The sequence below is a fragment of the Liquorilactobacillus hordei DSM 19519 genome, assembly GCF_019443985.1.
In the GTDB taxonomy this organism is placed as follows: domain Bacteria; phylum Bacillota; class Bacilli; order Lactobacillales; family Lactobacillaceae; genus Liquorilactobacillus; species Liquorilactobacillus hordei.
The window spans coordinates 1,888,670-1,913,313 of sequence record NZ_CP049303.1 but is presented as its reverse complement, the minus strand read 5'-3'; the positions used below and the strand labels follow the sequence as shown (position 1 = coordinate 1,913,313).

The following is a 24,644-nucleotide window of genomic DNA, read 5'->3' as shown; positions in this document are numbered from 1 at the left end:
AAAAGAAAATGTGACATGAGAGTCAAGGTTCTTGGTAACAACTCGAATTAGGTGAAGAGCTTTGACTTATGGGAGAGACATGTTTGTTCAAAAAAATATAGGGTTGAGTCAAAATTAATTTTTTAACCTAACCCTATATTTTTTTACTCTAGATAAGTATATGAGTGGTATATAAGCTGATTACTGCATATTACAATTCTAGTAATCGTTGCTTTACTTGATGTTTAATTTGACGTTAATTACTTGATGAATTAGAACTTTCACTAATGGAAGAGGAAGCTTTAGTAGAAGCTGCTGCACTAGAAGCGTTTTTTGCGTTATCGTCGGTTGTTTCAAGTTCAGGAGCATCAGAAATATAATCGGAGATGGTTGTCTTGTTGCCATTTTTACTCCATAAACTAGTAGAGCTTTTACCTAGGATTCTTTGAATTTCCGAAATTTGCCCAAAACCATTCTTATAATTATAGTTTTTGGGATTAACAGGTGTAAAACCTTTTGGAATATAGAAGCGTAAAAGATTTTTATTGTTCAAAGTATCTGATAAAGTTAGTTCAGTATTGACCTTCGTACTTTCTGCCTTTATCTTAGCAGCAAGACTCTTTGAAGGATGAGTTATCTGAAGTCCAGTATTATTATCATAGATATCACCATTGATTACAGAATACTTAGGTGTTGTAAAGTTTTCATTTCGAAAAGCTACTACCTGATCGTGATCACTGGAGAAAAGATCTGTTCCAAATTGAACATATCTTTTAGAACTAATGCCAAGTAAGTGGAGCAATGTTGGTAAGACATCAATTTCACCACCATATTGCGTTTGTACTCCACCATTTTGAATTCCAGGGATGTGGATCATAAATGGAACACGTTGCATTTGAAGATTATCATTGTCAGTCCAAGTGGATGATGACTTACCAAGTAATGAAGCAAGTTTTAGATTACGCGAGTTAGATATTCCGTAGTGATCACCATATATGATAATCATTGAATTATCATATAAACCACTCTTCTTCAAGTAATCAAAGAATTCCTTAACAGATTGATCTAAATAATGAGCAGTTACAAAATAATTATCAACGGAAGTATCACCTGTGTTAGCTGCTTTAAAACTTGTATTTTGTTTGTCTAGTTCGTATGGAAAATGGTTAGAAACGGTAATAAATTTTGCATAGAAGGGCTGTTGAAGCCTTTCTAGATACTTAACGGAGTCATGGAAAAGTAATTTATCTTTTAAGCCATATTCGGTAAGGTTGTTAGCATTAGTATTGAAATAACTCGCGTCGAAGAAATTTTGATACCCTAAATTTTTGTACACATTATTACGATTCCAAAAAGATCCTTTATTCCCATGAAATACAGCACTCGAGTATCCTGCTCTTTGATTCAAAATTGCAGGAGCACCCTCAAATGTGTTGTCAGTTCCAAGTGAAGAAAAAAGAGAACCCTGTGATAATCCATATGTACTAGTTTCAAGCATATTTTCTGCATCGGAAGTCTTTCCTTGTCCTACTTGATTAAAAAAATTAGAGAAGCTGTAAGTAGAATTACTATTGTAAAGACTATTTAAAAAAGGTGTGACTTCTTTTCCATTTAAACGAAAATTGATTAGAAATTGTTCAAAACTCTCTAAGTGGATAACAATCACATTACGCCCCTTGGCAATCCCAAACATACTAGAATTTGCTTTGGCATAATGTTTTCTTGTAAATTGCAGGATTGTATTTAAGTCCGAACTAGTTGCTTCATTACGAACTTGATTGTTTTTTGCAGTCTTCAAACCGTCATACAGCGTGAATGTATCAATACCTAAGTATTTGACTAGATAATTACGATCGAAAGTTCTAGTTAATAATTGTGGTCGACCTATTTCACCAAGGGTAATGTTAAAAACAAGAAAAAAAAGGGCGAATGATGTTACTGCGGCTGCTTGTTTTGTTGGAATGGGATTGCGGTCGAATTTAATGAAACGTGTAGCGAAACCAATTATTAGTAAAATAACATCGATAAACACAACAATATCTTGCGGTTTTAATAATGCGAAAGAACTAGTTGTTAAGCCTTCTGAAACGGAGGAGTACCCAAAAATAACATTAATAGTCATGAAATCGGTAAATTCACGATAATAAATGATGTTAAATAATAGCAGTGCGGAGTTTGCAATGTATATTAAAAAAAGTGTTAGATACGCTGGGGTTGTGCGTTTAACATAGAGTGCACAGCCAAAAAATAAAACAGTTGTTGCTATAGGATTAATTAAAAGAACTGCATATTGATAAATTCCGGTAACTCCGAGACGAAAATCAATTAAATATACAGTAATAGTTTTTAGCCAAAAGAGAAAGACTAATAAGAGAAAAAAGCCAAAGCGAGAGCTTAAACTCTTTTTTAGTTTTGATAAGTACACGGTAGTAGAACCGTCCTTTCCGAAAAGTTCACTGATGATTTATTCTAAAACAAAAAAACAAATTAAGTCAATTTAAGATAGCAATAATTATAAAAGATTTAGTAACTAATAACAAATTGAATTAAGTAGTTGATAAAAAATAAAGTAATCAGAGTTTTTTGTTAGAAAGTCTGTTATGATTAATGATGAATATATTATAGTAGGAGATTTTTATTTGAAAACGATTGAAATTACAAAAGAAGCTGCAAGAAAATACAAAGATGGTTTCCCGCAATTAAGTATGCGAGATTTTGTTAAAAGTGAACATGAAGAAGATGGATCTTTAATTAAATTGGTATCAGATAAAGTTTTTGTTGCATATGCATATGTAGCAAAACAAAGGAACTCAGATGGTTGGATACTTTCTTTAGATGAACACCAGTATATTAATGTTGACTTTTATAGAAAGCTATTTACTATGGCACAGGTTAAACGTACGAAATTTTATTACGATGAAGAAACAAATGCTTTTCGTTTCTTTAATGGAAGTGCCGATGGGATAGGCGGACTAAATATTGATTATTTTGCTGGCTTTTACGTCTTTACCTTTGAGAATCAAGGGCTTTATTATCATCGTGAATTGCTTTATGAGGCATTTAGCATGGCTGTGAGTGATGCAAAAGGTATATACGAAAAATTGCAATTTAATGTACAAAATGATGGCCTAAAGAGAAGACATGTGCAAGGTGAAAAAGCATCAGATGTGTTGGAAGTTAAACAAAATGGGATGAATTTTGCGCTCCATTTAAATAATGGCGATTTCGATTTTAACTTTGAGGAACGCGACTTACTTCTTGGAATAAAAGAGAAGTATGCTTCCCAAAAAATTGTTTTGAGTTGCTTTAGTAAAAATGGTGCTGTCGCTGTCGCTGCTAAGATAGGTGGTGCATTCAAAACAGTCAGTATTGATTTGAACTCAAAGAACACTTCAAAAATAAAAGAAAATTTTGAATTGAATAATATAGTCGCAGACAAACAGGAAATCCGTGCAATGGATATTACTAGTTATCTGGACTATGCGCAAAAACATCATATTATGTTCGATGTGATTGTTTTGGACCCACCTGTCTTTGTACGTGGAAAAAAGAGTTCTTTTTCTTTAAATAAGGATTATTTTGACCTAATTCAAATGGCATTACAGAGTATTAAAGATGGTGGCACGATGATTTTAACTGCCAATTCGGCAACTATCTCAATGAAAAGATTTAAACAAATAGTTGCTGATGCATTTATTGATGCTGATTATCATTATGAAGTTGAAGATATTTATCGGGCTGGTGAAGACTTTACAGTTGATAAGTCTTTTGCAAAAGGAAATACATTTAAATCGATTATAGTAAGTGTCTCTAAAGGACGAAAATAAGTTTAATTTATAAACTTGAAAAAAATAGGGAAAAACTGATATAATATTGTGCCGCAAAGAGAAAAAGAGAAATGAGGTATTTATATTATGTTAATCGCCCTAATACCTGCTATTGCGTGGGGAAGTATCGGGTTAGTAAGTGGAAAGTTAGGTGGAAGTGCAAATCAACAGACTCTGGGAATGACTTGGGGTTCTACTATTCAAAGAATGGACGAGTACCCATCAAATTTCAATTGGAACATTAGCACTAATCATTTTAATTGTGGGTGCTACACTAACGTCGCTGAAAGATAATAAGGTAGCAAAAGAGAATAAATCAGATAATTGGTCTCTTGGTGTAAAAGCATTAGCACTATCAACTTTGGGATATGTCGGCTACGCAGTGGTTGTCAAATGGACTGGAGTAGATACCAAAGCAATGGTATTACCGCAAGCTTTGGGAATGGTCGGAGGCGCGAGTTTTTTTGCCTTTGGTAAAGATGCTTTGCAAAAAGAGACATATAAGAATATGATTACAGGTCTTGTGTGGGGAACAGGGAACTTCTTTATGTTTTTAGCGATTCCAATGGTGGGACTTGCGATTAGTTATTCATTCTCACAAATGGGGATAATAATTTCAACGTTTGGAAGTATTTTATTATTAGGTGAGAAAAAGACCAAGAAAGAATTAGGATTTATTACTTTCGGATCTATCCTGATAATAATTGGTGGAGTTTTGCTGTCGAATATCTAACAGTACTTGTTTTCGTGTATTAAGAGGTTGTGCTAAAATTTTTATTTTAGACAGCCTCTTTATTTTGATAGTAATTTAACTGGATGTTTGAAAAAAATTAAATTATAATATGATTGTATCAGTAAGTTATTGTAAGTTATTAATAAGTGGTTTTAAGTATATTTGATTATTTTTCGTAAAAAAAACGCACAGATTGAGAATTATATTGTATAATAGTTTTGAATAAAAAAAGAATAAAGGAGATACCCAAAATGGCACATATTTCATTTGATAGCTCTAACTTAACAAAATTTGTTCATGATAACGAATTAGGAGAAATGCAAGCGCTTGTTTCGGCTGCAGATAAGGAATTACGTGAAGGTACTGGTGCAGGTAATGATTTTAGAGGTTTCTTAAATTTACCTGCTGATTTTGATAAAGAGGAATTTACAAGAATTAAGAAGGCTGCTAAAAAAATTCAATCAGATTCTGAAGTTTTGATTGTGATTGGGATTGGTGGTTCTTATTTAGGTGCTCGTGCAGCAATTGAATTTATTCATCATGGTTTCTTTAATTTACTTTCTGCTGAAAAAAGAAATGCACCTCAAATCTTTTTTGCAGGTAACTCGATCAGTTCTTCATATGTTCATGATTTGCTGGAATTAGTTGGGGATCGTGATTTTTCAGTTAATGTTATTTCAAAATCTGGGACAACAACTGAACCGTCAATTGCTTTTCGCGTGTTCAAGGAAAAATTGGTTGAAAAATATGGTAAAGAAGCCGCAAAAGAACGTATTTATGCGACAACTGACCGTGCACGTGGTGCTTTGAAGACAGAAGCGGATGCAGAAGGATATGAAACCTTTGTCATTCCTGATGATGTGGGCGGACGTTTCTCCGTATTGACACCAGTTGGATTATTGCCAATTGCTGCATCTGGTGCAGACGTAGATGCAATTATGCAAGGAGCAGACGAGGCAAGAGTTGCCTACCAAGACGCTGATTTGACAAAAAATGAAGCCTATCAATATGCTGCATTGCGTAATATTCTCTATCGTAAGGGTTATACGACTGAAATTCTTGAAAATTATGAACCATCCCTACAATATTTCTCAGAATGGTGGAAACAATTAATGGGAGAATCTGAAGGAAAAGATCAAAAAGGTATCTACCCTTCATCAGCTAACTTCTCTACTGATTTACATTCACTGGGACAATATATCCAAGAGGGTCGCCGTAATTTAATGGAGACAGTTGTAAAGGTTGCTAAGCCAAATCACGATGTTGAAATACCAAAAGAAGAAGAAAACTTGGATGGGTTGGGCTATCTTGAAGGAAAATCAATGGACTTTGTTAATACAAAGGCATTCCAAGGTGTTGTTTTGGCACATACTGATGGTAATGTACCTAATATGATTGTTAATATTCCAGATAGGAGTGCATACACTCTAGGTTACACAATCTACTTCTTTGAGATAGCTGTTGCAATTTCTGGCTATTTAAATGGTATTAATCCATTTAATCAACCAGGTGTTGAAGCATATAAAAAGAATATGTTTGCCTTGTTGAATAGACCAGGATACGAGGATTTGAGTAAGGAACTAAACAATCGTTTAAAATAATAAATTTTTTAGAAGTTACTAATTTATTGTATCAACAGTATTTAATATAGGTAGAAGGCTGGGTTGAATTTGACCTAGCCTTCTCTATTTATTTGGCTCTTTGTCAACCGCTGTTGATGGGAAATTTTTAAAAGAAAATCAATTCATTTTCGAATTGGTTTTCTTTTTTTTATTCGAATCGTAAATTCAATTCTAATCCGGGTGTAAAAATGTGACCAGTTTCTATAGCCGTATGCCGTGCGTTTAATTTGTTTGATTTTGCGATTAACACCTTCTATTGGGCCATTTGAATAGTTGCTTGCCATCATGTTTTTAATTAATGGTAGATATTTGCGATAGGTCTTTATTGTGGTTTCAAGCTGTGGGCTGACTTTGTCAGCTCGATTTAGTGTTTTAATGAACTTTAAATAATCACGCTTTCTTAAGGCATCAACTAGGGAATGCGCAACGAAGTAAGTGTGTTGGTAGGTTGAATCTAACTCAAGACCTTGCCAGACTAATTGTTCTTGGGTGAACCAGTTCTTTAAATGCGCAAACCATTGTGGTTTACGTTGATTTAAGCCAGAATAAGTTTTTAAAAATAAACGCCAGTGATGTTTGAGAACTCGATATTCTCGTGAATTTTGAGTGAATCGATGCATTAACTGTACGCGTGTCTGGTTCAGTGCTTGGAGTCCCATTTGAACTAGATGAAAGTTATCGGCGATAACTTTTGCTTCTGGAAAAATTATGTGAATTACGGATTGATACTGTGCATTGAAATCAATAACTACTTGTTTAACTTTCCTACGTTCAGCTAAGGAATAGTTACTTTCAAAGTGATTTTGGATACTTCGATTAAGGCGATTAGGTAAAACAGAAACTAGCCGATGTGTATCACCATCAATGGCAATAAAACTCATCTGATGACCAGTGGAGCGAAATTCATCAAAACACAACGTAGTTGGTAAGGTAAGCAAGGCGGTCTTAGTCTGAATCGCTAATGAATCAAGTACTCGATTAACTGCCACTGGTGAAACATTTAATTCCTCTGCAATATCAGTAATACTACGATCTTTAGTAAGCTGTAGAATAATCATCTGTTTGGTATCTTCTGAGATTTGACAGTGTGGTTTAACTAGCGACGTTTCAGCACTAAAAGTATGTTGCCCTCTTTTGCACAGATAACGTTGTTTAAGCAGTTTTAAGATAACTGGTCGTTCTTTGATAGGTGGCATCCTGACGTTGATCAAATTAGTTCCAAAACGGACTACTTGGGATTGGCCACAAAGTGGACAGCGCTTTATCGAATAAGTTAATTTGGCATGAATGACTTGTTTCTTGGGATCAGAATTGTCAATACTGATACATTTAATATTTGGGTCTTGGATTTGAAGTATATTTTCGATAGAATAGTCTTGGGACATGTTTTCTCACTTGCCTTTACTTTTACTTTGGTTGGTATGTGGTGGTGCATTTGGGAACTTGTCCTTTTATTGTACATGAAAATTGGGTGTTGATGGAAGTTCATCAACACCCAATATTTTAGAGCCATTTATTTCGTATAAATTCCGCTTTACGGTTTAAAATTTCGTACCTAGTTTAGAATTATTCAGTGAAAGAAGTTTGCGATACTTTTAATTTTTGGATAGTATCTAATTTTTTAAAGTATGTTACACTTCCTTTACTTGTGCTTTTTTTTAATAAAGATAATAATTAAATTTGTAAGTAGTTAAGCATTGGAGGTAAAGAGATGAGAAAGAAAAATTTTTTTGCGAGTGCAGTGTTGGGTACAGGCATCGCAAGTGCTGTTTTGGTAAGTGAATACTTGTTTAAATTTGCTTTTAAGAGAGTGGATTATGTTCCTGAAGCAGCAGCTGATAAACAAAAGTATGCTGAAAGTTATTGGAAGTATGTGGAATGGTTTAAGGGTGTTACAAAAGAAAAGTGGACATTTTCGATTGGAAATGAAGAAGAAAATATGTCAGCTTATTTTGTTCCGTCTAAAGTTGGTTCGTCGAATGTAGTAATAATTTCACATGGATATAAGGGAAATGGCGAGACAATGGCTAATTACGCAAAGATGTTTTATGATAAGGGATACAATATCTTGTTGCCAGATGATCGAGGACACGGTGAAAGTGCAGGAAAATATATTAGTTTTGGCTGGTTAGATAGACTAGATTATCTGAAGTGGATAGCTAAAGTAATCGAGCGAGTTGGAATGAAGTCAAAAATAGTTTTATTTGGAGTCAGTATGGGCGCTGCAACAGTTGAGATGTTAAGTGGGGAAAATTTGCCACCACAAGTTAAATGTTTAATAGCGGATTGTGGGTATTCAAGTATTCATGAAGAACTCACCTACTTGTTGAAACAGCAATTCCATTTACCCAAATATCCTTTTTATCCACTTGTTAGTACGATAAATCATCGACGTTTGGGGTATTACTTGGATGATATTTCATCGACTGAGCAATTAAAGAAGAATAATTTACCAATCTTTTTTATTCACGGCGAAAAAGATGATTATGTGCCGAGTTATATGGCTTTGGAGAATTATCGTGCTACGAATTCTGCGAAAGAATTATGGATTGTAAAGGGTGCAAGTCATGCTGAGAGTTATTGGATTAATCCTAGCGAGTATAAGAAACATATTGATGATTATTTAGACAAATATTTTAAATAAAGGAAGCGGGATTATATGAAAAAAGATGGTCATACACATACAGAACTTTGTCCACATGGTTCTGGTGATGAAACTGCTAAAATGATTGAAAAGGCTATTGAATTAGGATTTTCTGATTATTGTATTACTGAACATGCTCCACTTCCTGAAGGATTTGCGACAGAATTTAAAGGAAAAAATGAGGGATTAGAAACTGCATCACTTAAGTGGTCACAATTGGATGATTATTTTGAATTATGTGAGAGGTTACAGGAAAAATATGGTAATGTTATCAATATTAAAGTAGGGTTTGAAATTGACTATCTGCCTGGTTTTGAGGTTGATATCAAAAATTTTCTAGATGAGTATGGTCCGCGAACACAAGAAAATATTTTATCTGTCCATTTTATGAAAGGGACCGCTAATGGTTTTTGGTGTGTTGATTATGATACAACAGAATTTGCCAATGGTTTTTCAGATTTTCTAGCAAATCCGCAGAATTTGTACTATAGATATTTTAAACTAATTCAACAAGCTGTCTCTGCAGATTTAGGAAAATATGCACCGCAAAGAATAGGACATATGAATTTAATTAAAAAATATCAGGATTATTTCGGTTTACCTGTAAAATTTAACAATAGTAATCTTGAATTAATTACCGATATTTTAAATATCGTAAAAACGAAAAAAATGGAGCTTGACTTTAACACCGCAGGCTTATACAAACCATATTGTAATGAAGTGTATCCAGGAAAACAAATTTTGCAGATAGCTTGTGAAAAGAAGATACCGTTGGTATTTGGATCGGATGCACATTCAATGAGTGAAGTTGGTCGAGGTTATCACTTGGTGGATTTTATTGAAACACTTGACAGAAAATAGGTTCAAGTGTATGCTTATTTAAAATTAATGAAACTAATATAATTCTAATAAAAAATGATTGTGATTAGAAGAGTAGTCAATTACCACTCGTACAGAGAGTCTCTGATGCTGGAAGGAGACCGAAGCAATTGACGAACCACACCTATGAATCAATGAATCGAACGTTATTTCTGACTAGTAGATTTACTCGGATAAGCTCGTTAACGCTGTTGAATTTGTATTCAGCATGAGGTTAGTACTGTGAGGTACTGACAAATTGAGGTGGAACCACGGTAATCGTCCTCTTAGTCTAGTTTTAGGCTAAGGGGACTTTTTTTATTTTTTAAGGAGGTAACAAAGATGCACAAAGTAAATCTACCATTGGGAACAAGAGATGGCTTTGGGAAGCGCGAAGCAAGAAAATATTATATAAAGACCAAAATTGAAAAGACGTTGCTTGAAAATAATTTCATGAAGGTTAGTACACCTTTGCTGGAACACAAAGAAGTTTTTGCTGAGTTTGATTTAAAACAACTGGGAACATATCAATTGCTTGATAGCAATGATGACAGTTTAATATTACGTCCAGATTTAACTTTGCCATTGGCGCGATTTTTAGCTACTAATAATGTAAAGCTACCACAAAGATTTTATTATGTTGGAGAACGTTTTAAGATATCGAAGGCTCTGTCTGGTAAGTATAATCAGATGACACAGGCTGGAATTGAAATTGTAGGTTATCCTTCGATTCGAGCAGAACTCGAATGTATGCTTTTAATTAATCAAATTAGTGCAGAGTTTCTACAAGGAAAAGTTCAAATTGAATTAGGACATGCACAATTTGCAAATGCCATCCTGGATGAATTAACGCAAGATGAGATTTTAAAAAAGAAAATCAAGACAGAATTGTTTAGAAAAAATATGCCAAAATATCTTGCTTATATTTCTGTTTTTAAGGATAGAAAAGAGTATGAATTCTTAGAAAAATGGCCACGCTTATTTGGAAATATTTCTTGGGTTTTACGTAAGATAAAAGAATATGAGTTACCTGAAGAAGCACAACGGATTATCAATGAATTGACACAAATTACTTCTTGGTTAGAACAATTACCAAAACAAAAAGTTTTATTGGATTTAAGTGTCGCTCCTCCACAAAATTATTACACTGGAATTACTTTCAAAGGTTTTATCGAAAGTATTTCTGAATATGTTTTTAGTGGTGGTAGATATGATCAATTATTAGAGAACTTTCAAGAACAAGCGGAACCTGCTGTAGGAATGGGAATAGATTTAGAAATACTGGCAGATTTTTCCGATATTTCAATACAAAAAGAAAAAAAAGATTTACTTTATTATCAACCTGAGCAACTTGGATTGGTAAATAAGATTCTTACTAAACGCGGTTTTGAATTATCAATGGAAGATGATTTAAAAAAAGCATTTATTGCCGCGCAAAAGCAAAATACGAAATTATATAGAATTGATACAGGAGGTAATTTGCAAAATGTCACTGAAGATTGCTTTGACTAAGGGGAGAATTGAGAAACCAGTAATGGAATTACTTACTGCAGCTGGTGTTGATTGTGAACCACTTAAAAATAAGAAAAGGAAACTAATAATTGATACCTCGGATGACGAATATCAGTTCATTTTGGCAAAGGGACCTGATGTTACAACATATTTAAATTCTGGAGTTGTAGATATTGGAATTGTTGGGAGCGACATCTTGACAGAGCATCGTAATGAACAATATGAATTGTTAGATTTAGAAATAGGAAAGTGTCAATTTGTATTAGCGTCAACTAAGGACTTTGAAATTAACAAAGAAGGAAGAAGAGTGATTGGGACAAAATACCCACTAATTACACAAAGATATTTTGAATCATTAGGGCAAGACGTTGAAGTAATCAAGATTGAAGGGTCGGTTGAGTTAGCACCTTTGATAGGACTGGCTGATGCAATTGTTGACATTACAGAAACTGGAACGACATTGAAAGAAAATAATCTTTTCATTTATGATTATTTGGATAAAGTTTCAACCAGATTTGTTGTTAATAGAATGTCACTGAAGCAAAAAGCACGTGAAATATATTCATTGGTTGATAAATTAGAAAATGTTATTCAAAATAAAAAATTAATAAAATAGGGGCGGACAAAAATGAAAATATATCGTGAATCTTTAACTGAAATGAAGAAAATAGTTGCAAGATTAACTGAACAGACGACGGATTTAGAAATTGAACAAAGAGTGGCAGACATTGTTGAGAATGTTAGAAAAAATGGTGATGCAGCACTTAAAGATTATGAACAAAAATTTGATGGTATTTTATTAGATACATTCAAAGTGCCCACGACAAAAATAGATGAGGCATATGATGAATTGTCAAATGATATTAAAGATTCGTTATTGTTGGCAAAGAAAAATATTATTAGTTACCATGAATTAGAAAAAGAACAAGGTTTTATTGATACTAATACACCAGGAATTATTAGAGGACAAAAAGTTACTCCATTGGAACGAGTTGGAATCTATGTACCAGGAGGCACAGCTGCATACCCTTCAACAATTTTGATGACTGCATTACCTGCAAAAATTGCAGGAGTAGATGAAGTTATCATGGTAACTCCACCACAAAAGGACGGAATTAATCAAACGGTTTTGGCAGCTGCTAAAATAGCAGGTGTTGACGCAATCTATCAAATTGGAGGAGCACAAGCAATTGCAGCTTTAGCATATGGAACGGAAACAATTCCAGCGGTCAATAAAATTGTTGGACCAGGAAATATTTATGTTGCAACTGCCAAAAAACAGGTTTTCGGGAAAGTAGCAATTGATATGGTTGCGGGGCCTTCCGAGATAGGTATCTTGGCTGATAAAAGTGCAAGGCCTAGTGAACTAGCTGCTGATTTGCTTTCCCAAGCAGAACATGATGTACGTGCTCGTGCAATTTTAATAACAGATGACGAACAATTAGCACAAGCAGTTAGTGGTGAAGTAACCAAGCAATTAGAGACGCTACCACGAAAAGATATTGCGATGCAGTCGGTAAATGAACGTGGATTCATTGCCGTGATGGAATCAATTCCAGAAATGTTTGAATTAATGAACGTTGTTGCCCCTGAGCATTTGGAAGTCCAACTTGAAGACGCAATGAAATACTTAAGTCTGATTAGAAATGCTGGATCTGTTTTCTTAGGTCGATATGCTAGTGAACCACTTGGAGATTATGTTGCTGGACCAAATCATGTATTACCAACTGGTGGTACAGCTAAATTTTCTTCTCCATTAGGAGTTTATGACTTTGTCAAGAAAACATCGTTTATTAATTTTTCAGAAAAATCATTAGCCGATGATTTGAAGGCTATCACAACGCTTGCTCGTGCCGAAGGACTTGAAGCACACGCACGTGCTATTGAAGCAAGATTCAATCAAAAGGAGAATTAGCATGAGAGAAGCTGAAATTACAAGGAACACTGCAGAAACAAAAATAAAAATCAAGTTGAATTTAGATAAGCAGACAGGCATAAAAATCAATACGGGAATTGGCTTCTTTGATCATATGCTGACTCTTTTTGCAAAGCATGGTCGTTTTGGATTAGAGGTAACTGCAGACGGTGATCTAAATGTTGACCCGCATCATACGGTTGAAGACACAGGGATTGTTTTAGGAATGTGTTTCAAAGAGGCTTTGGGACAAAAGAAGCAAATTGAAAGATATGGGACAGCTTTTGTTCCAATGGATGAAACACTTGGAAGAGTCTGCATTGATTTAAGTGGACGCTCATATCTAGTGTTCAATGCGGAGTTAGAGAATCCTCGCTTAGGTGATTTTGAAACAGAAATTGTTGAAGATTTTTTTCAGGCTGTTGCATTTAGTACTGAAATGAACTTACACGCCGAAATTTTGTATGGTAGAAATACGCATCATAAGATTGAAAGTTTATTTAAAGCATTTGGGAGAGCAATGAGGCAAGCTATTACAATTAATAAAGAGATTGAAGGTGTGAATTCAACGAAAGGTGTGATTTGAGTGATCTCAATAATTGATTATGATGCAGGGAACACCTTCAATGTAATTAAGGCATTTAAATACCTTGGAATTGAAGTTCAATTGACAGATAACCCTGAAGAAATTCTAAAAAGTTCTGGTTTGATCTTGCCAGGTGTAGGAGCTTTTGGACCGGCAAAGAGAAGTTTAGAAAAAAAAGGATTGATCAATGTTATAAAAAATGCAGTTTTGGATAAGCAAATTCCCATATTAGGAATTTGTCTCGGGATGCAAATGCTTTTTGAAAAATCAAATGAATATGGAAGTCATGAAGGCTTGGAACTTATTCCTGGGGAAATTATAGTCATTCCTGAGAAGCATGGGTTGAAGGTGCCTCAAATGGGTTGGAATGAAAACCAATTAAAGAAAAATGAAACTGATTTTGCTTTTATTGCTAATGAATATACATATTTCGTACATTCATACTATGCAATTTGTGATCAGCAATATTTAATTTCAACTGTTGATTATGGGGTAGAAATCCCAGCAATGGTCCAAAACAAAAATGTTTTTGGGGCACAATTTCATCCTGAAAAAAGTGGTGACGTAGGCTTGAATATTCTAAAGACATTTTCAGAAAAGGTGGTTAAATAATGATTTTTCCAGCAATTGATTTAAAGTCAGGTAAGAGTGTCCGTTTATATAAAGGTGACTTTGCAGAAGAAACGTTAATAGAAAAGACACCTGTATTACAGGCTCAAAAGTATCAAGCAGCGGGAATCAAGTGCTTACACCTTGTCGATTTAGATGGTGCTTTGAAAGGTACGCCACAAAATGAAACAGTTATAAAAGATATTAGAAAAGTATTTACTGGTTTGATTGAAATTGGTGGTGGTATTAGGGATCTTACACGGGTAAAGCATTATTTGAATCTTGGAATTAATCGTGTAATTATTGGATCTGCAGCATTGTTTGATCCTGAGTTTGTAATCGCATCTTTAAAGCAATTTGGCGCAGATAAAATTGTAATTGGAGTAGATGGAACTGATGAGTTAGTGGCGGTAAATGGTTGGCTGGATACATCTGATACGAAAATGGGTACACTGATTAGCAAGATGGAACAAGCTGGGGCCAGAAACTTTATTGTAACGGATGTTCAAAGAGACGGGACAATGAAGGGACCTAATATTGAATTACTAAAAAAGCTCAAAGGCAGGTTTAACAACTGTAATATCATTGCATCAGGTGGAATTCGCGATATTAAAGATGTAAAAAAATTAGTAGCGGCAGACTTGCCTGATATGGTTGTTGGGAAAGCATTGTTTGAAGGCAGATTGACATTAGAAGAGATTTCCGAGGTGAATGGTAATGCTGGCTAAGAGAATTATTCCGTGCTTGGACGTTGATAATGGAAGAGTCAAGAAAGGAATTAACTTTGTAAATTTGGTTGATGTTGGTGATCCCGCGACAATTGCTGCAGAATATGAAAAACAAGGTGCAGATGAATTAGTTTTTCTGGATATTACAGCGACAAATCAGGAAAGAAGTACAATGAAAGATGTGGTTGAAAGTGTTTCTAGTCAAGTTTTTATGCCATTAACAGTTGGTGGCGGAATTAAATCTGTTTCTGATATGCAAAAGTTATTGCGAGCGGGAGCAGATAAGATTTCATTGAACTCTGCAGCAGTGGCTAATCCTTCATTGATAACGGAGGGTGCAAAAAAATTTGGTAATCAGTGTATTGTTGTAGCAATTGATGTTAAACGAAATGTTAAAGCTGGATATTATGAGGTTTATACTCATGGTGGTAAAACAGCAACAGGAATTGATGCTCTTAAGTGGGCTAAAAAGGTTGTTGACCTTGGTGCAGGCGAATTACTTGTCACAAGTATGGACAAGGACGGTACAAAATCAGGTTTTGATATCAAATTATATCAAGGATTATCTGAATTGGTTGATGTACCTATCATTGCATCTGGTGGAGCTGGTACAAGTTCGGATTTTATTGATGTTTTTCAAAAAAGTACCGTGGATGGTGCACTTGCAGCATCAGTTTTTCATTATGGTGAGATCACAATTCCAGATCTTAAGCAAACATTGAAAGTTCAAGGGGTGAATGTTAGATGAACAGACCTAATTTCGCAAAGGGACTAGTTACAAGTGTAATTGTTGATGAAGAAACAGGCGATGTTTTAATGGTTGCATGGATGAATGAAGAAAGTTATGAAAAGACGATTATGACAGGTGAAACTTGGTTTTGGTCTCGTTCAAGGCAAGAGCTATGGCATAAAGGGGAAACGAGTGGTAATACACAAATTGTGAAGAGTATTCTACTTGATTGTGATCAAGATACTCTTTTGATACGGGTTAAGCCAGCGGGCCCAGCTTGTCACACTGGGAAACGGACTTGTTTTTTTGAAGAAATTAAGTTTAAAGGAGAAAACTAAAAATGCAAAATCTAGAAGAATTGTATCAATTGGTACTGAAAAGAAAAGAAAATCCCAAAGAAGGTTCATATACTGATTATCTTTTTACCAAAGGATTAGACAAAATTCTAAAAAAAGTTGGTGAAGAATCAACTGAGGTAATTGTAGCAGCAAAAAATTCTAATAAGAGCGAGCTTGTGTATGAAACAGCAGATTTGCTGTATCACTTGATGGTACTTCTTGTGGAACAAGGGGTAGCATTTGATGAAATAAAAGAAGAATTGGCTAAAAGAGAAGGCTTGATGAGCAAAACCAAGGATCGCCGTGAAATTCAAGACTTATAAGGAGATAATAATGAAATCACAAATTAAAAAGATTGAGAATTATGTACCGGAAGAGCCTATTGAGAGCGTAAAAGCAAGATTAGGATTAAAGAAATTAGTAAGGTTATCTGCCAATGAAAATCCCTTTGGAACTTCACCTAAGGTAAAAGAAGCAATTTTAAACTGGAATTTTAAAGAAGAAAATCGCTACCCGGATGGCTATGCTAGTGAATTAAGAACTAAGATTGCAGATTTTATCGGTGTAGCTCCAGAAAAACTTGTTTTTGGAGTTGGACTTGATGAAATTATTACAATGATCTCACGTATTTTTCTTGAAGCTGGGGATGAAGTGATTCTTAGCAAGCCGACCTTTTCAGAATATGCATTACATGCTCAAATAGAAGGTGCAAAAGTTATTGAAATTCCTTGTTTACCTGAGACTGGGCACTATGATTTTGCAGAGTTTTTGAAGCAAATTACGGATAAAACAAAAATAATCTGGGTATGTAATCCTAACAATCCAACCGGAACATATGAAGATCTCAAAACCTTAAAGTCGTTCTTTGACAAGGTTCCAGATAATATTTTGATTTTGTTAGATGAAGCATATATTCATTATGTTACAAAAGTTAAGAATGCCAGTTTTTTGTCAGAATTAGCTAATTACAAAAATGTGATGTTATTGAGGACATTCTCTAAAGCATATGGATTGGCAAATTATCGTGTTGGTTATGCAGTGATGAATGAAGAATTGGCTAACTATATGCAGGCAATAAGGCTGCCCTATAATCTAAATTCACTTGCACAACTTGCGGCGATTGCAGCTTTAGAAGACCAGGACTTTGTTAATAACTCTGTTGAAAAGACACGAATCGAAAGAGATAATTGGGAGCGTTTCTTTGAAGAAAATCAAATCAGGTATTATGTCAGTCAGGCAAATTTCATTTTCTTTAATTATCCCGCTGCAAATAAATTGGCAGATAAATTGTTGGAGAGAGGATATCAAATTAGGCGTGGATTATTAAAAGATTGGTTACGTATCACAATTGGTTCAGAAAAAGACGGTGCTAATTTGCGCAGTATAATTTTGGAAAATAAGATTCAATATAATTACGAAACTGCCAGCAACTCTGATACAATGGATAAAAAGCAGTTATTATCAATGATGAGGTGAGTATAATGGCAGAAAAAATTCATTATGGAATCGTCGGTACTAATCGATTAGCAATTAAGTTTGTTGAAGCATTGAAAGAAAGTTCAAAAGGAGAGGCAGTTGCTAATTTTGGACATGATTATAAAAAGGCACAACAACTTGCTCAAGGACTGGCAATCCCGAAAACTTATGAGAATTTAGAATCGCTATTCAATGATGATTCAATAGATATTGTATATCTAGCTATAAAGAATGAAGATCATTATGAGAGTGCTAAAGCTGCATTGGAAGCTGGAAAAAATGTTTTATTAGAAAAACCATTCACGAGACATAAAGTTGGCGCCCAGGAACTCTTTTTATTGGCACAGCAAAAAAACTTGTTTATTATGGAATCCCAAAGTGCGGTGTTTCTACCAATCATTGAAAAAGCAAAACAGGTGATTGATGAGGGTGTAATAGGTGAAGTGAGTTTCATCGATATTCAAGAAAATTATGATACTACCGATAAAAAAGAATGGTTTAAGAAATTGTCTGCGGGCGGAGGGGCATTTATAAATGGCGGAACGAGTCCGATAGGTCTTATACAATATTTGACCGGTAAAGATGTTACGGAATGGAATGGATTCGAATTCAATGATGTTGGAGAAGCCGATACCAGATGTAACTTAGCTTTAAAAGCTGACAACGTTTTAGCAAACATCATTATTGCAACAGAATTTGATTTAGAAACAAAAATAGTGGTGTATGGGACAAAGGGAAGGTTAGAGATTCCTGATTATTGGGAATCAAAAACTGCTTTTTTGAAGGCAGCTGATGGCACTTCGAAGAAATTTATTGCTGATAATCAACAAAGTGAAATTGTGCATGAAATCAATCATATTAATGATATTCTAGCAAACAATGAACTAAAAAGTACAATTGTAACCCCAGAATTAACCATGCACACTATGACTATTATTGAATCAATGTACCAGAGATGGTATGGAGATCCTCTGAATTAATAGATATTTTAAACCTTAAAAAAAGATTAGATGTTAAAAAACAATTTGTTTTCTAATATCTAATCTTTTTTTTATACATACGGTAGATTGTAAAATTTAAGTTGAACATATTAGTGGACAGAAAAACCCATAAAGGTCTTCAATGGTGTCACCACAACATTCCACTAGAAAGAAGGACCTTTATGGGCACCACTATTTTATCATTTGAAGACCGCGTTGTCATCGAAACACTTCATCATGAAAAGCACTCACTTCAATATATTGCCGATTATTTAGGCCTTAGTAAAACCACTATCTTTAATGAGGTTCATCGCTTAGCTGGTGAGTATCACGCAGTTAAGGCTCAAACTGACCATGAAGTTAAACTTAGTCATCGTGGTCGTAAAACCATCTTAACGACTAACCTAAAGCGCTTGATTGAAGAAAAAATCAAGATCCAAAAATGGTCAATTGAACAAGTGGCTCATGTAGTTAGAATTGCCTACAAAACCATCTATAACTGGATTGATCAGGGACTACTGGATATTAATGTGACTGATTTACCTGACCATGGTATTCGTCGCAAACGAGCTAAAGAAACCCGTGGTAGTTTTAGTCATGGACGTTCCATCGAAGATCGTCCAGCTGAAATTTCTGATCGTAATACTTCAGGTCACTTCGAAGCTGATACAGTTTTATCTGGAAAACGTAAAGGTCAAGCAGTAGCTACGTTTGTCGAGCGTAAGAGTCGGCTTACCATCGTTAAACGGCTTAATGGACGAGATAGTACTTCAATGACCAAGGCTATTTTAGAATTGGCTAACCAGTTAGGAGATAATCTCAAGACCCTTACTGTTGACCATGGGAAAGAATTCGCCAACTACAATTTGATTGAAGAACAGGCCGGTGTTCCGCTGTACTTTGCGCACGCTTATTCGCCACATGAACGAGGCAGTAATGAAAATCGCAACCGAGTACTACGCCGCTTCATTCCCAAAGGTCAACCGATTGATGAGATTACCGATGATGAATTGATTCAAATTAACTGGTATTTGAATTCCCGACCACTCAAATGTTTAAATTGGCGAACACCGATTGAGATCTTTTTGCGTAATCTGCGTTACTAAATTTGTTCAAGTTATTTCTTGCAATCTGCCATACTAAAACAAATTAAGGAAAGATGTAATAAAAAGTTAAATTGACACATAATCCAATAAATAATTCATATTAGTAATAATAAATTTATGATTTTTAATGTCTATAATACCTTCTTCACGCAAATCGCTAAGTATTCTTGTTACAGATGATCTTGAATTTATACCACAAAATCCAGCAATATCTTCATTAGTTACAGTGAAGTCAATTAATACTCCTTGATGATTAGGCAGTCTTTTACCAAATAAATCACTAAGTTGATATAAAAAAGCACAGACAGCATCATGTTTTCCGCCCATTATCATACGTTGTAAACGAACGATATTTTCTGAAAGCTTTGTTCGATAATATTCTTTAACGTAATTGTTTAACTCATCGTCTTGGTTGACCATTTCCCAAAATTTAACGCGATCAATTTTATAAAACTCTGCTTCTTGAGATTCAACACGAACATTAAATGGTTGATCAGTGTATTTAGAAACTTCATCGCGAAGTAAACTCAAAACATCGGGTCGAGTTATGTATGAAAGATTAAATTCTCTACCATCTTGTAAAATAATTGAGGTTTTAACAATTCCATGTTTCAAAACATAAGTACTCTTTTCTTCTAATCCATGATAGGTCAAATAGGTATGTTTTTTCTTTTTAATTACAGGCATTTTTTTTGATTGAAGATAGTTCATCAGGTATTCAGTATGGCTCATTACCATATAATACACAATCCTTTCTATTAAATAATGGCATTTTTATGAAAACTTCAGTAAGTGCTAACAACTGATATTACTTTTAGTCGCGGGGAAAGTCAATCCGGTTTTTTGCATTTAAAAAGGCGTATAAGTTAAAGGTTACAAATCATACTCTTATTGAACGTATTGATAAGTATGCACGAATGAATGTTTGAAATCTCTCTTAAGTAATTATAATTGCTAATTAGATTAATAAGAAAGGAAATTGTCAAAGAATGATAGATATAAAATTACCATATGATAAGAAAAGTATTATTGCTCACATTTCTGAGAACAGTTTTGCAGGATCTTTAGTTTCCGAGGCAGCCACATATCATGCAAAATATTCAGAACAAGAGTTGGTTGAACGATCGTTAGATAATCCAACTGCTTCTCCAAAGTTGGAGGAATTGGCCAAGGGTAAGAAAAATATTGTAATTATTTCTTCTGATCATACACGCCCAGTCCCATCCAAAATAATTACGCCAATTTTGTTGCGTAGAATTCGTTCAGCTGCTCCCGATGCAAGAATCAGAATCTTGGTTGCAACAGGATTTCACAGACCTTCAACAACGGAAGAATTAATCAACAAGTATGGCAAAGAGATTGTTGATAATGAAGAAATTGTAATGCATTATTCTGAACGTGATGAAGATATGGTCAAAGTGGGTAAATTACCTTCAGGTGGCGATCTCATCGTTAATAAAGTCGCAACTGAAGCAGATTTGTTAATTTCAGAAGGATTCATTGAATCACATTTCTTTGCTGGTTTCTCTGGCGGAAGAAAGTCTGTTTTGCCTGGTATCTCGTCATACAAAACAATCATGGCAAACCATTCAGGTGAATTTATAAGTGACAAGCATTCTCGTACAGGTAACTTGAATCATAATTTAATCCATGAAGATATGGTTTACGCTGCAAAGACGGTTAAATTAGCATTCATTTTAAACGTTGTACTTGATGAAGACAAGAAAATCATTGGTTCGTTTGCGGGTGATTTAGAGAAGGCTCACAAAAAAGGAACTGAATTTGTCGAATCATTATCAGAAGTTGATGCGATTGAATCTGATATTACGATTTCAACAAATGGTGGTTATCCACTAGATCAAAATATTTATCAAGCAGTTAAGGGAATGACGGCTGCTGAGGCAACAAATAAAGTCGGTGGCACCATTATTATGGTCGCTGGTTGTCGAGATGGGCATGGTGGTGAAGGATTCTATCATAACATCGCAGATGTTGCTGATCCAAAGGAATTTCTTGATAAGGCTGTGAATACACCTAGACTTGAAACCGTTCCAGATCAATGGACATCACAGATTCTGGCACGTATTTTAGTCAATCATCATGTTATTTTTGTATCAGACCTTGTTGATCCAGAGCTGATTACAAAGATGCATATGGAACTTGCGATCTCATTGGATGAAGCAATGGAAAAAGCATATGAGCGTGAAGGTGCAAAGGCCAAGGTAGTAGTTATTCCAGATGGACTCGGAGTCATTGTAAAAGGTAAGGAATAGTATGGAAGCTGAGAAGGTAAGACAAATATTTCAACTTGTTTCTGAAAAACAAATAAGTGTGGAAGATGCAACTGAGATCATTAATAATTCAGGATTTACTGATCTGGGATTTGCTAAGATTGATACGGAAAGAAATAAAAGGACTGGTGTTCCTGAAATTATCTACGGTGAAGGTAAAACAGCTGAGCAGGTAATAGGAATTGTTGAGGCAATGCTAGGTAAACAAAATAATATCTTAGTGACCATGGTTGATCCATCAAAGGCAAAGAACATCAGAGAAAGTTTACCGCAGTTAAAGTATGACGAAGTTTCTGAAATGTTGTCATGGGAGCAAAATCCGATAGATAAAACAATTGGAAAAATTGCAGTTGTGACAGCAGGAACATCTGATTTAAAGATTGCTGAGGAAGCTGCAGTTACTGCGGAAGCTTTTGGTAATAGCGTTGACAGAATTTATGATGTTGGAGTTGCTGGAATCCATAGGTTATTTGCACGTATAGACGAGATTAGAGCAGCACAAGTAGTTATTGTAATTGCTGGAATGGAAGGAGCGTTAGCTTCTGTTGTCGGTGGACTTGTAAGTTCTCCTGTAATTGCAGTTCCGACGAGTGTCGGCTATGGAACCGCGTTTAATGGAATGGCAGCATTGTTAACGATGTTAAATAGCTGTGCTACAGGTATCACAGTTGTAAATATTGACAATGGTTTCGGAGCTGGTTATTCAGCAAGTAAAATAAATCATTTGGCGGAGGCGGCAAAATGAAAAGTTTATATCTTGATCCTTTTTCAGGAGTAAGTGGGAACATGTTGCTGGGGACGTTATTTGATCTAGGGCTTAACTTCGCAGACTTCAAGCAGGAATTAGCAAAATTAGAGATAACTGGATACGAATTAACGCTGACAGAGACTACAAGTTCGGCAATTAAGGGACATTTATTTGAAGTAACATTGAGTGACGAATTCAAAGGGCATCATGCAGATGAAGGTGTTGGAAAAATCCATCATCACGGAAGAAATCTATCTACCATTGAAAATATTATTAATAATTCTAGTCTAAGTGAGAATATAAAAAAGTCTGCTTGTACCGTTTTTGAAGAAATTGCTAAAGCGGAAGCACACGTACATGGTAAGAAGATTGATGAGATTCATTTTCATGAAGTTGGGGCAATCGATTCAATTGTTGATGTGGTAGGTTTCTTTATTGGTTTGAAATTGTTGAAAATTGAGAAGGTCATTTGCGGAACGCTTGTGGATGGAAGTGGCACAATCAAGGTTGCACATGGAGTGATGCCTGTACCAGTACCTGCAGTGATGCAGATGAGGATGAATAGTGAGGTACCTTTCAGACAAAGAGAGGATGTACTGACAGAGTTAGTAACACCCACGGGTTTTGGAATTATAAAGTGTATCACAGATGTATTTGGTGGGATACCAGAGAACTTAGTGGTCGAACAAGTAGGATATGGTTTTGGAACACGAGAAACAGGTAGTTTGAATGCATTGCGGGGAATACTACTAGAGTCTGAACAAAGTAAAAAAAGAGTAAATACCAAAAGTGATAGTGTTATTGAAGTCCATGCAAATATTGATGATCAGTCGGGAGAACAATTATCTTTTACCATGAAGAAGTTATTTGATTTTGGTGTCTATGATACATTTTTTACACCGATTTTTTCAAAAAAGAATAGACCAGCATATCAATTAACGGTTCTTGCTAAAGAAAGTGCACTAGAAGATATTATTTTGATAATTATAAAAAATAGTTCAACTTTTGGAGTTCGTTGGAATGTAATGCAACGTAAAATAATGCAACGTAAATTTGAGATAATTAATACCAAACATGGACAGGTAAAAATTAAGATTGGAATATTTGGCAATTTAAAAAAAGTGTCTGTTGAATATGCAAGTGCAGAAAAAATTGCCGAAGAAAAAAATTTGCCAATAGGTACTGTTATGGAAGAAGCAAAGAGAGAATACTATAAAAATTTAGAGGTGTAAAAATGATTCATCAGTTGTTAGCAGAATTTATGGGTACAGCATTAATGATTATTTTTGGGGTAGGTGTCCATGCAGATACAGTTTTGAATGACACAAAGTATCATGGCTCAGGACATTTGTTTGCAATCACAACATGGGCATTTGGTATTAGTGTTTCATTGTTTATTTTTGGTAATGTTACGATTAATCCTGCGATGGCACTTACACAAGTTTTATTAGGTAATATGACATGGGTGATTTTCTTTTTTACTGCAATTGTTCAAGTAGCAGGAGGAGTCATTGGATCTATAATTGTATACATTATGTACGCTGATTCTTTTAAACATTCATATGGGAAGATTGATAATGCAACTATTCGTAATATTTTTTCTACAGCACCAGCGGTAAGAAATTTACCAAGAAACTTTTTTGTTGAATTTTTTGCAACATTTGTTTTTTTAACATCAATTTTAGCTATTTCACAATATAAAACATCAGGAATTGTTCCGATTGGTGTTGGACTGCTTGTATGGGCGATAGGTATGGGTATGGGTGGACCTACTGGTTTTGCAATGAATTTAGCAAGAGATATGGGACCAAGAATTGCACATGCAGTCTTACCTATCAAAAATAAGGCTGATAGTGATTGGCAATATGGTATTTTAGTACCCGGAATTGCACCATTTGTTGGTGCAATTGCAGCAGCTTTATTTGCTAAATATTATTTAGGTATATAAAAGAAAGGTGAAAA

At 34.8% G+C, this 24,644-nt stretch carries 23 protein-coding genes, 1 pseudogene and 1 other annotated feature; of the genes and pseudogenes, 21 read left to right on the top strand and 3 right to left on the bottom strand.

Annotation, left to right across the window (positions count from 1 at the left end; all coding sequences use genetic code 11):
* Positions 1-235 precede the first annotated feature (235 nt).
* Positions 236-2,404 (bottom strand): LTA synthase family protein, encoded by a 2,169-nt coding sequence (locus tag G6O70_RS10610; protein ID WP_057869894.1) that lies wholly within the window; start codon positions 2,402-2,404, stop codon positions 236-238.
* 214 nt (positions 2,405-2,618) lie between these two features.
* On the opposite strand from G6O70_RS10610, the gene G6O70_RS10605 reads away from it, so the two are divergent.
* From G6O70_RS10605 to G6O70_RS10595, 3 genes and pseudogenes are all read left to right on the top strand, one after another.
* On the top strand, positions 2,619-3,806 hold the full coding sequence (locus G6O70_RS10605) for a class I SAM-dependent methyltransferase (RefSeq protein ID WP_057869913.1): 1,188 nt from the start codon (positions 2,619-2,621) through the stop codon (positions 3,804-3,806).
* Positions 3,807-3,893: 87 nt separating this feature from the next.
* Positions 3,894-4,539, top strand: a pseudogene (locus G6O70_RS10600) (GRP family sugar transporter).
* Positions 4,540-4,790: 251 nt separating this feature from the next.
* Complete coding sequence (locus tag G6O70_RS10595) at positions 4,791-6,140, top strand: glucose-6-phosphate isomerase (RefSeq protein ID WP_057869893.1); 1,350 nt, start codon at positions 4,791-4,793, stop codon at positions 6,138-6,140.
* Positions 6,141-6,283: 143 nt separating this feature from the next.
* On the opposite strand, the gene G6O70_RS10590 is transcribed toward G6O70_RS10595, so the two are convergent.
* Positions 6,284-7,546 carry an ISL3 family transposase gene (locus G6O70_RS10590; protein ID WP_219934260.1) on the bottom strand — a complete coding sequence of 421 codons (1,263 nt, stop codon included), beginning with the start codon at positions 7,544-7,546 and terminating at the stop codon, positions 6,284-6,286.
* A 326-nt stretch (positions 7,547-7,872) separates the two neighbouring features.
* Between G6O70_RS10590 and G6O70_RS10585 the strand changes: the two genes are divergently transcribed.
* The 14 genes from G6O70_RS10585 to G6O70_RS10520 all read left to right on the top strand — a co-directional run bounded on the left by G6O70_RS10585 (position 7,873) and on the right by G6O70_RS10520 (position 19,643).
* A complete protein-coding gene (locus tag G6O70_RS10585) occupies positions 7,873-8,805 on the top strand; it encodes an alpha/beta hydrolase (protein ID WP_057870304.1) in 933 nt (310 codons plus the stop codon).
* 15 nt (positions 8,806-8,820) lie between these two features.
* Positions 8,821-9,666, top strand: coding sequence for a histidinol-phosphatase HisJ (gene hisJ / locus G6O70_RS10580; protein WP_057870305.1), 846 nt, complete (start codon positions 8,821-8,823; stop codon positions 9,664-9,666).
* 51 nt (positions 9,667-9,717) lie between these two features.
* Positions 9,718-9,953: a binding site (T-box leader), on the top strand.
* Positions 9,954-10,005: 52 nt separating this feature from the next.
* A complete protein-coding gene (locus G6O70_RS10575) occupies positions 10,006-11,175 on the top strand; it encodes an ATP phosphoribosyltransferase regulatory subunit (protein WP_057870306.1) in 1,170 nt (389 codons plus the stop codon).
* Positions 11,141-11,791 carry an ATP phosphoribosyltransferase gene (hisG, locus tag G6O70_RS10570; RefSeq protein ID WP_181387821.1) on the top strand — a complete coding sequence of 217 codons (651 nt, stop codon included), beginning with the start codon at positions 11,141-11,143 and terminating at the stop codon, positions 11,789-11,791. Before G6O70_RS10575 ends, hisG begins: the two co-directional genes overlap by 35 nt.
* A gap of 12 nt (positions 11,792-11,803) precedes the next feature.
* Positions 11,804-13,090, top strand: coding sequence for a histidinol dehydrogenase (hisD, locus tag G6O70_RS10565; RefSeq protein WP_057870308.1), 1,287 nt, complete (start codon positions 11,804-11,806; stop codon positions 13,088-13,090).
* 1 nt (position 13,091) lies between these two features.
* Positions 13,092-13,676 (top strand): imidazoleglycerol-phosphate dehydratase HisB, encoded by a 585-nt coding sequence (gene hisB / locus G6O70_RS10560; RefSeq protein ID WP_057870309.1) that lies wholly within the window; start codon positions 13,092-13,094, stop codon positions 13,674-13,676.
* Positions 13,677-14,288 carry an imidazole glycerol phosphate synthase subunit HisH gene (gene hisH, locus G6O70_RS10555; RefSeq protein WP_057870310.1) on the top strand — a complete coding sequence of 204 codons (612 nt, stop codon included), beginning with the start codon at positions 13,677-13,679 and terminating at the stop codon, positions 14,286-14,288.
* Positions 14,288-15,013 (top strand): 1-(5-phosphoribosyl)-5-[(5-phosphoribosylamino)methylideneamino]imidazole-4-carboxamide isomerase, encoded by a 726-nt coding sequence (gene hisA / locus G6O70_RS10550; protein WP_057870311.1) that lies wholly within the window; start codon positions 14,288-14,290, stop codon positions 15,011-15,013. The genes hisH and hisA overlap by 1 nt, the downstream gene beginning before the upstream one ends.
* Positions 15,003-15,761 (top strand): imidazole glycerol phosphate synthase subunit HisF, encoded by a 759-nt coding sequence (gene hisF / locus G6O70_RS10545; RefSeq protein ID WP_057870312.1) that lies wholly within the window; start codon positions 15,003-15,005, stop codon positions 15,759-15,761. Before hisA ends, hisF begins: the two co-directional genes overlap by 11 nt.
* Positions 15,758-16,081: a phosphoribosyl-AMP cyclohydrolase gene (gene hisI, locus G6O70_RS10540; RefSeq protein WP_057870313.1), complete on the top strand. Its 324-nt coding sequence runs from the start codon at positions 15,758-15,760 to the stop codon at positions 16,079-16,081. The genes hisF and hisI overlap by 4 nt, the downstream gene beginning before the upstream one ends.
* Before the next feature lie 2 nt (positions 16,082-16,083).
* Positions 16,084-16,404, top strand: coding sequence for a phosphoribosyl-ATP diphosphatase (gene hisE / locus G6O70_RS10535; protein WP_057870314.1), 321 nt, complete (start codon positions 16,084-16,086; stop codon positions 16,402-16,404).
* A gap of 10 nt (positions 16,405-16,414) precedes the next feature.
* Entirely contained in the window at positions 16,415-17,557 is a 1,143-nt protein-coding gene (hisC, locus tag G6O70_RS10530) for a histidinol-phosphate transaminase (protein ID WP_057870315.1), read from the top strand.
* A 5-nt stretch (positions 17,558-17,562) separates the two neighbouring features.
* On the top strand, positions 17,563-18,537 hold the full coding sequence (locus G6O70_RS10525) for a Gfo/Idh/MocA family protein (RefSeq protein ID WP_057870316.1): 975 nt from the start codon (positions 17,563-17,565) through the stop codon (positions 18,535-18,537).
* Positions 18,538-18,719: 182 nt separating this feature from the next.
* A complete protein-coding gene (locus tag G6O70_RS10520) occupies positions 18,720-19,643 on the top strand; it encodes an IS30 family transposase (protein ID WP_219934279.1) in 924 nt (307 codons plus the stop codon).
* 66 nt (positions 19,644-19,709) lie between these two features.
* Here the strand turns inward: G6O70_RS10520 and G6O70_RS10515 are convergent, their stop codons facing one another.
* Positions 19,710-20,381, bottom strand: a complete 672-nt coding sequence (locus G6O70_RS10515; RefSeq protein WP_057870485.1) for a Crp/Fnr family transcriptional regulator — start codon at positions 20,379-20,381, stop codon at positions 19,710-19,712.
* A gap of 251 nt (positions 20,382-20,632) precedes the next feature.
* On the opposite strand from G6O70_RS10515, the gene larA reads away from it, so the two are divergent.
* From larA to larD, 4 genes are read left to right on the top strand one after another with little or no spacing between them, the layout of a single operon-like run.
* On the top strand, positions 20,633-21,916 hold the full coding sequence (gene larA, locus G6O70_RS10510) for a nickel-dependent lactate racemase (protein WP_219934278.1): 1,284 nt from the start codon (positions 20,633-20,635) through the stop codon (positions 21,914-21,916).
* A gap of 1 nt (position 21,917) precedes the next feature.
* The gene (gene larB / locus G6O70_RS10505) at positions 21,918-22,679 is read left to right on the top strand and encodes a nickel pincer cofactor biosynthesis protein LarB (RefSeq protein ID WP_219934277.1); all 762 of its coding nucleotides are present in this window, start codon (positions 21,918-21,920) and stop codon (positions 22,677-22,679) included.
* Entirely contained in the window at positions 22,676-23,914 is a 1,239-nt protein-coding gene (gene larC, locus G6O70_RS10500; RefSeq protein ID WP_219934276.1) for a nickel pincer cofactor biosynthesis protein LarC, read from the top strand. The genes larB and larC overlap by 4 nt, the downstream gene beginning before the upstream one ends.
* Before the next feature lie 2 nt (positions 23,915-23,916).
* On the top strand, positions 23,917-24,630 hold the full coding sequence (larD, locus tag G6O70_RS10495) for a D/L-lactic acid transporter LarD (protein WP_057870397.1): 714 nt from the start codon (positions 23,917-23,919) through the stop codon (positions 24,628-24,630).
* Positions 24,631-24,644: the final 14 nt, after the last annotated feature.

Bases quoted from the DNA above. Each gene is read 5' to 3' on its own strand.
- G6O70_RS10515 (WP_057870485.1), bottom strand. From the start codon at position 20,381: ATGGTAATGAGCCATACTGAATACCTGATGAACTATCTTCAATCAAAA.
- G6O70_RS10520 (WP_219934279.1), top strand. From the start codon at position 18,720: ATGGGCACCACTATTTTATCATTTGAAGACCGCGTTGTCATCGAAACA.
- G6O70_RS10585 (WP_057870304.1), top strand. From the start codon at position 7,873: ATGAGAAAGAAAAATTTTTTTGCGAGTGCAGTGTTGGGTACAGGCATC.
- G6O70_RS10525 (WP_057870316.1), top strand. From the start codon at position 17,563: ATGGCAGAAAAAATTCATTATGGAATCGTCGGTACTAATCGATTAGCA.
- G6O70_RS10575 (WP_057870306.1), top strand. From the start codon at position 10,006: ATGCACAAAGTAAATCTACCATTGGGAACAAGAGATGGCTTTGGGAAG.
- larA (WP_219934278.1), top strand. From the start codon at position 20,633: ATGATAGATATAAAATTACCATATGATAAGAAAAGTATTATTGCTCAC.
- hisD (WP_057870308.1), top strand. From the start codon at position 11,804: ATGAAAATATATCGTGAATCTTTAACTGAAATGAAGAAAATAGTTGCA.
- hisI (WP_057870313.1), top strand. From the start codon at position 15,758: ATGAACAGACCTAATTTCGCAAAGGGACTAGTTACAAGTGTAATTGTT.
- larC (WP_219934276.1), top strand. From the start codon at position 22,676: ATGAAAAGTTTATATCTTGATCCTTTTTCAGGAGTAAGTGGGAACATG.
- larB (WP_219934277.1), top strand. From the start codon at position 21,918: ATGGAAGCTGAGAAGGTAAGACAAATATTTCAACTTGTTTCTGAAAAA.
- hisB (WP_057870309.1), top strand. From the start codon at position 13,092: ATGAGAGAAGCTGAAATTACAAGGAACACTGCAGAAACAAAAATAAAA.
- G6O70_RS10595 (WP_057869893.1), top strand. From the start codon at position 4,791: ATGGCACATATTTCATTTGATAGCTCTAACTTAACAAAATTTGTTCAT.
- larD (WP_057870397.1), top strand. From the start codon at position 23,917: ATGATTCATCAGTTGTTAGCAGAATTTATGGGTACAGCATTAATGATT.
- hisA (WP_057870311.1), top strand. From the start codon at position 14,288: ATGATTTTTCCAGCAATTGATTTAAAGTCAGGTAAGAGTGTCCGTTTA.
- G6O70_RS10590 (WP_219934260.1), bottom strand. From the start codon at position 7,546: ATGTCCCAAGACTATTCTATCGAAAATATACTTCAAATCCAAGACCCA.
- hisC (WP_057870315.1), top strand. From the start codon at position 16,415: ATGAAATCACAAATTAAAAAGATTGAGAATTATGTACCGGAAGAGCCT.
- hisE (WP_057870314.1), top strand. From the start codon at position 16,084: ATGCAAAATCTAGAAGAATTGTATCAATTGGTACTGAAAAGAAAAGAA.
- hisJ (WP_057870305.1), top strand. From the start codon at position 8,821: ATGAAAAAAGATGGTCATACACATACAGAACTTTGTCCACATGGTTCT.
- hisF (WP_057870312.1), top strand. From the start codon at position 15,003: ATGCTGGCTAAGAGAATTATTCCGTGCTTGGACGTTGATAATGGAAGA.